The 12,175-nt window shown below is 72.6% G+C and carries 13 protein-coding genes; 2 read left to right on the forward strand and 11 right to left on the reverse strand.

The genetic code is table 11. The features are described from left to right. Positions 1-78 precede the first annotated feature (78 nt). The 5 genes from IE269_RS35775 to infC all read right to left on the reverse strand — a co-directional run bounded on the left by IE269_RS35775 (position 79) and on the right by infC (position 3,717). On the reverse strand, positions 79-1,179 hold the full coding sequence (locus tag IE269_RS35775) for a sensor histidine kinase (RefSeq protein WP_189827452.1): 1,101 nt from the start codon (positions 1,177-1,179) through the stop codon (positions 79-81). 72 nt (positions 1,180-1,251) lie between these two features. After that, a complete protein-coding gene (locus tag IE269_RS35780) occupies positions 1,252-2,091 on the reverse strand; it encodes a TrmH family RNA methyltransferase (RefSeq protein WP_189827482.1) in 840 nt (279 codons plus the stop codon). Between the two features lie 164 nt (positions 2,092-2,255). Then, positions 2,256-2,642 (reverse strand): 50S ribosomal protein L20, encoded by a 387-nt coding sequence (gene rplT / locus IE269_RS35785; RefSeq protein WP_189827453.1) that lies wholly within the window; start codon positions 2,640-2,642, stop codon positions 2,256-2,258. Positions 2,643-2,744: 102 nt separating this feature from the next. Continuing rightward, entirely contained in the window at positions 2,745-2,939 is a 195-nt protein-coding gene (gene rpmI, locus IE269_RS35790) for a 50S ribosomal protein L35 (protein ID WP_189827454.1), read from the reverse strand. A 130-nt stretch (positions 2,940-3,069) separates the two neighbouring features. Next, positions 3,070-3,717, reverse strand: coding sequence for a translation initiation factor IF-3 (infC, locus tag IE269_RS35795; protein WP_229898163.1), 648 nt, complete (start codon positions 3,715-3,717; stop codon positions 3,070-3,072). A 384-nt stretch (positions 3,718-4,101) separates the two neighbouring features. On the opposite strand from infC, the gene IE269_RS35800 reads away from it, so the two are divergent. After that, positions 4,102-4,485, forward strand: coding sequence for a DUF1844 domain-containing protein (locus IE269_RS35800; RefSeq protein WP_189827455.1), 384 nt, complete (start codon positions 4,102-4,104; stop codon positions 4,483-4,485). A gap of 26 nt (positions 4,486-4,511) precedes the next feature. On the opposite strand, the gene IE269_RS35805 is transcribed toward IE269_RS35800, so the two are convergent. From IE269_RS35805 to IE269_RS35820, 4 genes are all read right to left on the reverse strand, one after another. Then, on the reverse strand, positions 4,512-5,228 hold the full coding sequence (locus IE269_RS35805; protein WP_189827456.1) for an MIP family channel protein: 717 nt from the start codon (positions 5,226-5,228) through the stop codon (positions 4,512-4,514). Positions 5,229-5,293: 65 nt separating this feature from the next. Then, a complete protein-coding gene (locus tag IE269_RS35810; protein ID WP_189827457.1) occupies positions 5,294-6,034 on the reverse strand; it encodes an SseB family protein in 741 nt (246 codons plus the stop codon). Between the two features lie 198 nt (positions 6,035-6,232). Continuing rightward, positions 6,233-7,390, reverse strand: a complete 1,158-nt coding sequence (mycP, locus tag IE269_RS35815) for a type VII secretion-associated serine protease mycosin (protein ID WP_189827458.1) — start codon at positions 7,388-7,390, stop codon at positions 6,233-6,235. Beyond that, a complete protein-coding gene (locus tag IE269_RS35820) occupies positions 7,387-8,406 on the reverse strand; it encodes a hypothetical protein (protein WP_229898137.1) in 1,020 nt (339 codons plus the stop codon). Before IE269_RS35820 ends, mycP begins: the two co-directional genes overlap by 4 nt. A 719-nt stretch (positions 8,407-9,125) precedes the next feature. On the opposite strand from IE269_RS35820, the gene IE269_RS35825 reads away from it, so the two are divergent. Beyond that, entirely contained in the window at positions 9,126-10,352 is a 1,227-nt protein-coding gene (locus IE269_RS35825; RefSeq protein WP_189827459.1) for an amino acid deaminase/aldolase, read from the forward strand. A 3-nt stretch (positions 10,353-10,355) separates the two neighbouring features. On the opposite strand, the gene IE269_RS35830 is transcribed toward IE269_RS35825, so the two are convergent. Together IE269_RS35830 and IE269_RS35835 are read right to left on the reverse strand one after the other, a co-directional pair. Further along, on the reverse strand, positions 10,356-11,336 hold the full coding sequence (locus IE269_RS35830) for a DUF2510 domain-containing protein (protein ID WP_189827460.1): 981 nt from the start codon (positions 11,334-11,336) through the stop codon (positions 10,356-10,358). A 32-nt stretch (positions 11,337-11,368) separates the two neighbouring features. Continuing rightward, positions 11,369-12,169 carry a 3-oxoacyl-ACP reductase gene (locus IE269_RS35835; protein WP_189827461.1) on the reverse strand — a complete coding sequence of 267 codons (801 nt, stop codon included), beginning with the start codon at positions 12,167-12,169 and terminating at the stop codon, positions 11,369-11,371. Positions 12,170-12,175 lie beyond the last annotated feature (6 nt).

Raw genomic sequence — 12,175 nt, forward strand, 5'->3', positions numbered from 1 at the left:
TGCTCGACGCATGAGGACGCAAAGGTGCCAAAGGTCGAGTCTAAAGGGACGCAGGGTACGAAGAAGCCCGTGGGGCGCTCAGGCCAGATAGGCGGGAGCCCCGACGGGCAGAATAAATCGGAATTCGGCGCCACCGCCGGGCCCGCGGCCGACCGTGATCGTGCCGCCGTGCGCCTCGACGATGCCCTTGACGATGTAGAGGCCCAGACCGGTGCCGCCGCGCTTGCTGCCCCGCCAGAAACGGGTGAAGACACGGTTCAGCGACTCCTCGGGAATTCCGGGGCCTTCGTCGCTGACGGTCACGGCCGTTCCCTTCTCGTCGTCCTTGGCTGTGGCGGGCGCCACCTCAATGGTGACCATTCCTTCGCCGTGGCGCACCGCATTTTCCAGCAGGTTCCCCAGCACCTGGTCGATCTTGTCGGGGTCGGCCCACAGGTCGGGCAGCGGGTGTTCCATCCGTACGAGGAAACGGTCTGCGGCCTGACCTGCGGAAATGCGCGCGTGGACATGCCGTCCGACGGCGGCGGCGACATCGACGGGCTGCCTGCGCAGCTCCAGCCTCCCCGTGTCGATCCGCGCGATGTCGAGCAGTTCGGCGATCAGCCGGGCGATGCGGTCGGCGTCGTTGTCGACGGTCTCCAGCATCATCAGCTTCTGGTCGTCGGTGAAGCGCGCCCACTTCTTCAGCAGGGTGCGGGTGAACCCCTTCACCGAGGTCAGCGGCGAGCGCAGCTCGTGGGCGACGGTCGCGATCAGCTCGGCGTGGCTGCGTTCGGTGCGCCGCCTGGCCTCGGTGCCGCGTAGCGACACCACGACGCGGCGCACGGGCCCGCGCGGACGCTCCCGCACGTACCGCGCGGACACCAGCACCTCGCGCCCGCCCGGCAGCAGGAGGTTGCGCTCCGGCTGCCCGGCGCGGATGGCGAGTCCTTCGTACGGATCGGTGAGCGTCCACCAGCGCCGGCCCTTGAGGTCTTCCAGCGGGAGTACGTCGACGAGCGCACGCCCGAGCGCGAGGTCGGCCGGGACGGCGGTGATCCGGGCGGCGGCGGCGTTGAAGCAGACGATGCGGCCCCGCTCGTCGGCGACGACGAGACCGTCGGGGAGGTCGTCCGCCCCGATCCCTGACGCGCCGAACTCCCGTACCGCAGCGGCCTGTTCCGTGATCTCCGCGACCATCCCCGTACCCCCACTCTCCGAGTAGCGCAGTAGGGCCCCCGAGCCCGTCACCCTACTCTGGCCGGGAGGTCCTCAGGCAGTGGTGCGTACCCGCTGTGCCCGCGCGGATGCATAGAGGCACACGGCGGCTGCCGTAGCGAGATTCAGGCTCTCGGCCTTGCCGTGGATCGGGACGCGTACGACGGCGTCGGCCAGCGCGCGGGTCTCCTCGGGCAGACCCCAGGCCTCGTTGCCGAAGACCCAGGCGGTGGGGACGCCCATGGTGCCGGCGTCCAGCTCGTCGTCGAGGTCGTTGTCGCCCGCGCCGTCGGCGGCCAGGATGCGCACCCCCGCGGCCTGGAGCTGTGCGACGGCCTGCTCGACGGGGACGCCGACGGCGACGGGGAGGTGGAAGTGGGAGCCGACCGAAGCGCGCACCGACTTCGGGTTGTAGAGGTCGACGGAGGCGTCCGTCAGCACGACCGCGTCCGCGCCGGCCGCGTCCGCGCAGCGCAGCACCGTACCGGCGTTGCCGGGGTCGCGGACGTGCGCGAGGACGGCGACCAGCTTGGGCTTGGCGGCGAGGATGTCCTCGAAGGGCGAGTCCAGGAAGTGGCAGACGCCGACGATGCCCTGCGGGGTGATGGTCTGCGAGATCTCGGCGAGGACGTCGTCCCCGGCCAGGTGCACCCGGGCCCCTGCGGCGTGCGCTGCGTCCACGATGTCGGCGTACCGCTCGGCGGTCTCCACGGTCGCGAACAGCTCGATCAGCGTCGGCGTCCCGTCCGGACCCCGGTGGCCGACGGCCTCGCGCACGGCCTGCGGTCCCTCGGCGATGAACCGGCGCTCCTTGCCCCGGAAGCTGCGCTTGGCCAGCCGCTTGGCGGCGGTGACGCGGGGGGAACGCGGGGAGATCAGCTCGGGGGTGCCCATGGGTGTGCGGCTCACTTCTTCTACGTACGTACGAAAGGGGCGGGCTGCGCCCTCCCGGGGAGCGACCCCCGGACCCCGGGGAAACAACCGGACCCGCAGGCGCTCAGTGCGCCTGCGGGTCCGGCTTCAAGCCAAGAAGGGTTCTGCTGCCTGTCCGGGAGGACTTAGGCGGCGGCCTTCGGGGCGTTGACGTCGCTCGGAAGCGCCTTCTGGGCAACCTCGACGAGCGCGGCGAACGCGTTGCTGTCGTTGACGGCCAGCTCGGCGAGGATCTTGCGGTCCACCTCGATGTTGGCGGCCTTCAGACCCTGGATGAGGCGGTTGTACGTCATGCCGTTCTCGCGGGCAGCGGCGTTGATGCGCTGGATCCACAGCTGACGGAAGTCGCCCTTGCGCTTCTTGCGGTCGTTGTAGTTGTAGACCAGGGAGTGGGTGACCTGCTCCTTGGCCTTGCGGTACAGGCGCGAACGCTGACCGCGGTAGCCCTTGGCCGCCTCGAGGATTGCCCGGCGCTTCTTGTGGGCGTTTACTGCGCGCTTGACGCGTGCCACTTTTGACTCCTTGTAGCGGGGTCGTGGGGGTGTTCACACGACCCGGAAATGAATTGGTCCCGGTCTCGTTCCAGCGCTCCGGGGATGGCCGGAGCAGTGGAATTACTTGCCGAGAAGCTTCTTGATCTTCGCGGCGTCGCCCGGGGCCAGCTCAACGGTGCCGGTGAGGCGGCGCGTCACGCGGGACGACTTGTGCTCGAGCAGGTGGCGCTTGCCGGCGCGCTCGCGGAGCACCTTGCCGGAGCCGGTGATCTTGAAGCGCTTCTTGGAACCGCTGTGCGTCTTGTTCTTCGGCATCGCGCCGTATCTCCTCGTCAGTGCCGCTCCCCCGGTCCCCGGTGCGGGCACCGGACTGCGGGAGCGTCAGATCTTTGGTTGGGGTTTCCGGTCCGGGACCCGGGGGCCGCCTGGGTGGCGGCCCCGAGGGTCACGCCTCGGAGGGTGCCTCGGCCGGGGCCTCGGCGACGACCTCGGCAGCCGCCGGCTCGTCGTCCTGGGCAACGCCCTGACGCTCCGCCTTGCGGGCGGCCTGGGCCTCGCGGGCCTCGGCCATCGCCTCGGTCTTCTTCTTGTGCGGGCCAAGAACCATGATCATGTTCCGGCCGTCCTGCTTCGGGTTGGACTCGATGAAGCCCAGTTCCTCCACGTCGGAGGCGAGTCGCTGAAGCAGCCGGAAGCCAAGCTCGGGACGGGACTGCTCACGACCACGGAACATGATCGTGATCTTGACCTTGTCACCCTGCTTGAGGAACCGGACGACGTGACCCTTCTTGGTGTCGTAGTCGTGCGGGTCGATCTTCGGGCGGAGCTTCATTTCCTTGATGACCGTGTGCGCCTGGTTCTTGCGCGCCTCACGGGCCTTCATGGCCGACTCGTACTTGAACTTCCCGTAGTCCATGAGCTTGCACACGGGCGGACGGGCGTTCGCCGCGACCTCGACCAGGTCGAGGTCGTACTCCTGCGCCAGTTCCAGGGCCTTCGCGAGCGGGACAATGCCCACCTGCTCGCCGCTGGGTCCGACAAGTCGCACCTCGGGAACGCGAATCCGGTCGTTGATGCGGGGCTCGGCGCTGATGGATCCTCCTCAGTAGCACCACACGACTGTCTGGCAGACAGCCGCGAGACGTCTTATCTCTTGGGACCAACCGCATCGGGATACAAAAAATGCCCCGGACGGGACACAGGCAGGGCTCCTGGATATACCGGAGCACCGCCGCGTCTGAAACCGCGGGGCGCACACATCGGACAGTTCCATCGTCCGTACGGAACGATGGGGACCGTCGTCTGACCGGTGACCCGCCGTCCCGGGGGACGGTCAGGTGGGAGATCGGAGCCTCCACTTGTGGGCCGGGCACACAGGTGTCCGGCCGGTCGCTTGACCAGCCTACCAGGGGTACGCGGAACGGGCGAACCGGTCCTGTGTACGGAGCCCCGTGCGCCGGGACCTATCGTTGACGGCATGAGCGACGCGACCAGCAGCACCGACTCCACGACCGGCCTCGAGCAGGGGCCGGGCTTCGACGACATCACCCGCGACATCGCGGACGTTCCCGCCGTCGAGGTGATCACCACGGTGGCCGTGCACCTGATGAGCGCCGCCGCCGTGAACCTCGGTCTCGCCGAGGGCGGCGAGGACCAGAAGGACCTGGACGAGGCCCGCAAGCTGATCCAGGCGCTGGCCGGCCTGATCACGGCCAGCGCCACGGAGATCAGCTCCTTCCACGCGGCCCCGCTGCGGGACGGGCTGAAGTCCCTCCAGCTCGCCTTCCGCGAGGCCTCGGTCGTGCCGGACGAGCCGGGTCAGGGTCCGGGCGAGAAGTACACGGGCCCCGTCTACGGCTGAGCCGTACTCCTCAGGATCCGTACTCCTTACAGAGACACCGCGTCGTCCGCGTGGAGGCGCGGTGCGTCGACGGGGTGCGTCAGCCGGTGCGCGAGCGCCGCGAGCACCCCGCCGACCAGCGGGGCGACGATGAACAGCCACAGCTGGGAGAGCGCCGCGCCCCCGGCGAAGAGGGCGGGCCCCAGGCTGCGGGCCGGGTTCACGGACGTACCCGTGAGCGGGATGCCCACCAGGTGGATGACGGCGAGGGCGAGGCCGATCGGCAGCCCGTCGAAGCCGAGGACGGCCACCTTGTGCGTGACGGCCAGCACCACGAACACCAGCAGGAACGTCAGCACCACTTCGGCGAGGAACGCACCGCCGGTGTTGATCCCGACGGCGGACCGGTCGCCGAACCCGTTCGAGCCGAAGGCCCCGCTGGTCTTCAGCCCCGGGACCTGCTTGGCCAGCAGGAACAGCAGGGCCGCGCCCGCGATGCCGCCCAGGAACTGGGCCACCCAGTAGCCCACGGCCGTACGGGCGTTGATCCGCCCGGCGGTCAGCATGCCGAGCGTGACCGCCGGGTTGACGTGGCAGCCGGAGATCGGGCCGACCGCGTACGCCAGGGCGAGCAGGGTGAAGCCGAAGGCCAGCGCGATGCCGAGGGTCCCGATGAAGGCGCCCGCCAGGACGGCCGAGCCGACGGCGAAGAAGACCAGAAGCAGTGTTCCGAGGAATTCGGAGACCAGTGTCCGTCTGTCCATGACACACCTCGCGAAGATCGTTGACTGTCTTCGCATTGTCTGCCGGTGTGCGGATACGCGCCTGTTCAGCGGGTGAGCAGCGGCTCCCCGGGAGGCGTGCTGCCGGGCGGCAGCAGTGCCAGGTCCAGTCCCTGTACGAGCCGGGCGCGCAGCACCTCGTCGGCGGCGAGGGCTTCCGCGATGCGGCGTGCGACCTCGGCGGGGGCTGCGTCGGGGGCCAGCACCAGTGCGAGGGTGCCGTCGGCGTCGCCGGGGCGGAGGTGGGCACGGAGCACGGCGGGCTCGGCGGTGACCAGCGCGCGGACGGCTTCGACGACGGCCGGGTCGTCCAGCGGCCGGACGCTGGTGCGTCCCTCGGCGAGGGCGCGCAGGGCGGGCCCGGTGAGCTGGAAGGGCACGGGCCCGGCGAGGTCGAGGACGACGGTGTCGGCCTGCTCGTGGGCGGCGGCCTGGAGGGCCTGGTGCAGGGGGACGGCGACGGGGCGGGCGGCGGGGTCCCAGAGGGCGAGCGCCTCGGTCGACGTGAACGCCGGAAGGGCCTTGCGCTCCCCCGCGCGGAGCGTCGGCATGGCCATGTCGCTGGTCTTCTCCTGCTTCAGCCCGGTCTCCGGGTCGATCTCGACCTCGCCGAGGACGGCGACGACGGGGACGAGGAGGCGGGCCCCGGGGAGGGCCTCGACGACCCGCTGGTGGGTCTGCGCGTCCTTCGGGCCTTCCGCCCAGGCGGCGAGGGCGGAGGCGAGGGCGGGGTGGGCGGAGCCGTCGTCGTCGGAGAAACCGGGGTCCGGGATGTTCTTGAGCTGCACGGGGTCGAGGGTAGCCGGTGGGGCGGGCGGGCACTCAGCCCGTCCGGCGTTTGAGGACGCGCGGGCGAAGCCCGTGCAGGGGGCAAGGGGCGTAGCCCCATCAGGAACAGCAGCCCGCCACACGCCCCGCAGGGTTTAGGTGAAGGGGCGGGGCTGGGGCGAAAAACGGGGGTCCGGGGGCGGAAGCCCCCGGCAGGGTCAGCGGGAGCGGGACACGCGCCACAGGACTCCGCCCGCAGCAAGGAGCAGCAGGCCCGCGCTGCCGGCGACCAGGGCCCAGGTCTCCGGGCCCGCCGAGCCGGAGGCGGTGGCCGTGGGGCCGGGCCCGAAGTACGGGTTCGGGTAACCGGCAGCCGTGGAGCGGACCGGAGTGCGGCCCCGCCCCGCCGCCGCGATGGCCGCCGCCGGGTCCACCATGCCGTGCCCCCGGGAGTCGTCCCGCCCACCGGACGGGGAGTCCCGGGCCGTCCGGGCCAGAAGCCGCTTGATCTCCGCCGGCGGAAGGTCGGGGTGGGCGGCGCGGACCAGCGCCACCGCCCCGGAGACGAAGGCGGAGGCGGCGCTCGTCCCCCACCCCTCGTAGTAACTGCGGTCGGGATCGGCGATCACGATGTCGACCCCGGGGGCGGCGACCGTCGCGTACCACCGGCGGGTGGAGAAGGAGGCGTGCGTGCCGGCCGCGTTCACGGCGGTCACCGCGATGACGCCCGGGTAGGCGGCCGGATAGGAGATGTGGTCGCCCTTCTCGCCGCCGTTCCCGGCGGAGGCCACGACCACCGCGCCCTTCTTCAGCGCGTACTGGACGGCCGCGTCCTCCTCGGCCTCCGGGTGCGCGGACTCGCTGTCGTCGCCGAGCGAGAGGTTGATGACGTCCGCGCCGTGGTCGACCGCCCAACGGATGCCCTTGGCCAGGGCGTTGCCCCGGGACTCGCGGGCCTTGTCCCGGGCCGGGTCGGTGCCTTCGAGGATGACCCGTACCGGCAGCACCTTCGCCTCGGGGGCGACGCCGAGCACCCCTTCGCCCCGGCCGGGGCCGTGTCCGTGGCCCGCGATGATGGAGGCCATCGCGGTGCCGTGCCGGGCCCAGGAGCGGTCGCCGCTCTTCGCGCCGAAGCCGACGAGGTCGTGTCCGGGCAGGACGTTGCCGGCCAGGTCGGGGTGCAAGGCGTCGACACCGGTGTCGAGGACGGCGACGGTCACGCCGGAGCCCTTGGTGGTGCGCCACGCCTCCTGCGTGTGCATCGCCGTCAGGCCCCACTGCTTGTCGCGGATGGCGTCGGCGTGCGCGGGCGCGACGGGCAGCGCGACCAGCAGGGCGGCGGCAGCGCCCGCGAGGACGGTGCGGCGGTGGTTCATCCGGGCGTCTCCGTGGGCGTCTCGACGGTCTTGCGCAGGCCGCGTTCGACCCGGTCGGCGATGCCCTTGGCCTCGTGGCCGAGGCCGGACTGGGCGGGGGCGGTGGTCGCTCCGTCGACGGTGGCGCGGGGGGCGGGCTGGGGGTCGGTGACGGCGCGCCCGTCGGCGAAGCCGGACACCGCGTACACGACGACGGGTACGTCCTTCAGGACGCGCACCGTCCAGCTCGCCCGCTGCGGATCGCCGAATCCGGCGGCGACGGTTCCCGGCACCGGGAACGTACGCGGCATCAGATCGGCGCGCTCCGCCAGCTTTTCGCGTACGAACCGGGTGCGCAGGGCGCTGGTCGCCGCGCGGTCGCCCTGGGTGAAGACCATGCCGACGGTGGTGACGCTGCTGGTGGTGGCGTCGGTGTACGTGGCCCGCAGCAGCCGTGCGCAGCCGACCGGCCCGAGCGCCTTGGCCAGCAGCGGGTCGAGGGCGTCCGCGCAGGTCCCGTCGGGGGCCACGGCCACCCGGGTCCAGGCCCGGTCGGCGCCGCCGGGGCCCGCGCCCTGCCCCTTGAGGGTGCGGGGGAAGAAGGTGTCGACGGGGATGCTGTGCCAGGCGTTGCGGGCGTCCTGGAAGCGGCTGTCGGGGGTGGCTGCCGCCGGGTCGTCGACGGCGAGGAGGCTCCCGGCGACGGCCCCGCCGAGGAGTCCGGCACCGAGGACCGCGCAGGCGGCAACTGCCGCGATACGGGCGGGAGTTCGCGCTCCCACGGGGCGCAGCCGGGTGGTGCGCTCGGCGGAGGTCTCCTCGTCGTCGCGCGCCCAGTGCTGCGGCGGCGCGAAGGCGAGGGGGGCGGCTCCGTCGGTACGGGGCGTGAGGTCGACGCGCCCGGCCTCGCGCGGGGGCGGTGCCTGCCCCTCGGCCTTCCCGCCCCCGGAGGGACCGGGCCGCTCGACGGTGTCGGCGTACGCGAAGGCCTCCCGACCGGAGGGCAGTTGGGGCGGGTACGGGGGCGCCGCGGGCACGGAACCCGCACCTGCACCCGCGCCCGACGGGCCGGACGACGGCGGCTGGGCCCGGGGCGCACCTTCCGGTTCGGAAGGCTGCGGCGCCGTCACCGTCGCACGCTCGGCGTGCGGGGGTGCCGGGACGCCGCGCTGCCCCTCCGCGCGGTCGGACGGCGAAGGCGCCGGGGCGCCGAATGCGGGGTTGCCGGGCCCGAGGGTGCCGGACGGCGCTCCCGGACCGGCACCGGCCGCCCGCTCCCGGAGGCCGTGCGCGGGAGCAGGATCCGCACCGGCCGTGCGCCCCCGAAGGCCGTGTGCGGGGGCCGGGGCGGTGTGGGGTGCGGCCCCGGGAACGTTGTGCGGGGGTGCCGGGCGGGTTCCGGGCGGGAGGGTCTGCGCGTCCGGCGGGCCCGGCCGGGAAGCGGGCGGAGGAGGCGGGGAGGAGGGTCGGGGAGGGAGGTGGGGGCGGTGTGGTTCGGTGGTCATCCGGCCCCCAGGTCCGTCTCTGCGCGTACTCCCGACTCGTACCCCGCCGGGGTCCCGGCACCCGGGGCTTCCAGCGGAGTTCCGTCACTCTACGGGCTGGCCGCGCCGGGGCGGGAACCGATGCGCGGCGTGGGGCGGATCTGACCGGAACGTCCCTTCGGGATCTGTCCGCCGGTCCGAACGGCGGTTTTCCCAAGCCGTCCTCCGAACAGGCCCTACCGGGCGGTAATCGACTCTGGCAAGCTGCGCCCATGACTCTCCGTGCTGCTCATGCCCAGGCCCCCCGGGCCGCCGACCGTGCCCGCTACGACCGTGCGACCGCCCACCTGGACGGCCCGCTGGCCGTCGTCGACCTGGAGGCGTTCGACGACAACGCCGCCGACTTGGTGCGCCGGGCGGGCGGCAAGCCCGTGCGGGTGGCGAGCAAGTCGGTGCGCTGCCGGGCGCTGCTGGAGCGGGTGCTGGCGATGGACGGCTTCGAGGGCGTGATGTCGTACACGCTCGCCGAGTCGCTGTGGCTGGCGCGGTCCGGCTTCGAGGACGTACTGCTGGCCTATCCGTCGCCCGACCGCAGGGGGTACGCGGAGCTGGCGTCGGACCCCAAGCTGGCGGCCGCGGTGACGGTGATGGTGGACGACGTCGCACAGCTCGAACTCATCGACCGGGCGCGGGACGGCGGCACCGAGGAGATCCGGGTCTGCCTGGAGATGGACACCTCGCTGCGGATGCTCGGCGGGCGGGTGCGGATAGGGGCCCTGCGCTCGCCGCTGCGCGAGCCGGACCAACTCGCCGAGCTGGCCCGGTCGATCGACCGCCGGCCGGGCTTCCGGCTGGTCGGGATCATGGCGTACGAGGGGCATGTGGCCGGTGTCGGCGACCTGGTCCCGGGCCGGCCGGTGCGCTCGCGGATGGTGCGGGCCATGCAGGGTGCGGCGCGCCGGGAGCTGGCGGTGCGGCGGGCGGCCGTGGTGCGGGCCGTGCGCGGCGTCGTACCGGATCTGGAGTTCGTGAACGGCGGCGGGACCGGGAGCGTGGAGAGCACGGTCGCGGAGGACGCGGTGACGGAGGTGGCGGCCGGGTCGGGGCTGTACGTGCCGCGGTTGTTCGACAACTACCGGGCGTTCGACGGGCGTCCGGCGGCGCTGTTCGCGATGCCTGTCGTACGTCGTCCGGGGGTGGGCGTGGTGACGGTGCTCGGCGGCGGCTACCCGGCGTCGGGCGTGGCGGGGCCCGACCGCTCCCCCGTGCCCTACCTGCCCGAGGGGCTGCGCTACGACGGGCAGGAGGGCGCGGGAGAGGTGCAGACGCCGCTGCTGGGGGCGGCGGCGGACGATCTGCTGATCGGCGACAAGGTGTGGTTCCGGCACGCCAAGGCGGGTGAACTCTGCGAGCGCTTCGAGGAGTTGCAGCTCGTCGAGGGCGACCGCGTGACGGGCACCGCGCCGACGTACCGGGGCGAGGGCCGCACGTTCCTCTAGGGCTCAGGTGGCGTTGCGGATCCCCTGGGTGATCTTGTCCATGCCGTCCAGGGGAGGCCCGTCGGGGCCCGCGTCGAAGGAGAACCGGACGAGGACGATCGAGGACGGGCCCATGCTGCTGGGGAAGGCCAGCGACTGGACGTACCCGCCGGGGCCCTTCCCCGTGACGACCTTCCAGCGGACCAGGTAGCCCTGCTTGCCGGCGACGGTGACGGCCTCGGCCTTCACCTCCTGGTGGGATTTGATGCCGCCGTACTTCTGGCGGTCCAGGACGTCCTTGCCGTACGCGAGTTCCGTCGCCTGGGAGATGTCGGCCTTGGCGACGGCCTCGGGGGTGGTCTGCCCGGTGGGGGCGGTGCGCGAGGTGACGGCGCCGTGGAAGCAGAAGCCGCGCTCGCCCGGGCAGTCGTACGACTCCTTGGTCTGCATGGAGGCGGCCTCGCGGTCGCCGCCGAACTCGGGGATCTCCCAGCCGTCGAGGATGGGCAGGGTGATGCCGTTGAGCTGGTCGGCGAGGACGGACGCGTCCGCCGAGGGGTTCGTGGTGGCGGGCGGCGGGGTGGGGGCACTGCTGCCGCCGGGGACGGGCGGTGTGGTGGCGGCCACCGGCGGCGGCTTGGGGTCGTCCTCGCCGCCGAGGACGACGACGCCGGTGACGATGGCGGCGACCAGGACGACTCCGGCGGTGATCACCGCGATCAGGCCGCCCTTGCCGAGCCCGCCGCCCCCGCCGCCGCTGCCGGGGGGCGCCGCCGGGGGTGCCGGGACGCCGGGCTGCGCGGGGGCGGGCGGGAATCCGTACCCCTGCTGCTGTTGCGGCTGCTGCTGGGGATATCCGTACTGCGGGGCGGCCGGAGTCTGCGGAGCCTGCTGCGGCTGGCCGGGGGCCCGGGTGTGCGCGCTCCAGGCATTGCCGTCCCACCAGCGCTCCTGGGTGGGAGCGCTGGGGTCCTGGTACCAGCCGGGCGGGGTCGTCATGCTCATGCGGCACACCTTAGACGGCGTGCCGGGTGGGTCTAGAGGGGTGTGACGTAGGCCCCGGAGATGCCTCCGTCGACCAGGAAGTCGGTCGCGTTGACGAAGGAGGAGTCGTCGGAGGCGAGGAAGGCGACGGCCGCCGCGATCTCGTCGGCCTCGGCGAACCGGCCGAGCGGGATGTGCACGAGGCGGCGGGCGGCCCGCTCGGGGTCGGACGCGAACAGCTCCTGCAGCAACGGGGTGTTGACGGGCCCGGGGCACAGGGCGTTGACCCGGATGCCTTCCCGCGCGAACTGCACGCCCAGCTCGCGGGACATCGCGAGCACGCCGCCCTTGGAGGCGGTGTACGAGATCTGGGAGGTGGCGGCCCCCATGATCGCGACGAACGACGCGGTGTTGATGATCGAGCCGCGGCCCTGGCGCTGCATGTAGGGCAGGGCGGCCTTGCAGCACAGGTACACGGAGGTGAGGTTGACGTCCTGGACGCGCTTCCAGGCCTCGAGCCCCGTGGTGAGGATGGAGTCGTCGTCGGGCGGCGAGATGCCCGCGTTGTTGAAGGCGATGTCGACGCTGCCGTACGTGTCGTACGCGGCCGTGAACAGGGCGTCGACCTGCTCGGCGTCGGTGACGTCGACCTTGACGAAGGTCCCGCCGACGGCTTCGGCGGCGGCCTTGCCGGCGGTCTCGTCGATGTCGCCGCAGACGACGTTCGCCCCCTCGGAGGCGAGACGGCGGGCGGTGGCGAGGCCGATGCCGCTGCCGGCGCCGGTGATGACGGCGGTGCGGCCGACGAGCCGGCGGCAGACGATGTCGTTGGCGTCTTTGGTGTCGATGCTCATGATGGT

It is taken from the genome of Streptomyces spiroverticillatus (assembly GCA_014650415.1).
Classification (GTDB): domain Bacteria; phylum Actinomycetota; class Actinomycetes; order Streptomycetales; family Streptomycetaceae; genus Streptomyces; species Streptomyces spiroverticillatus.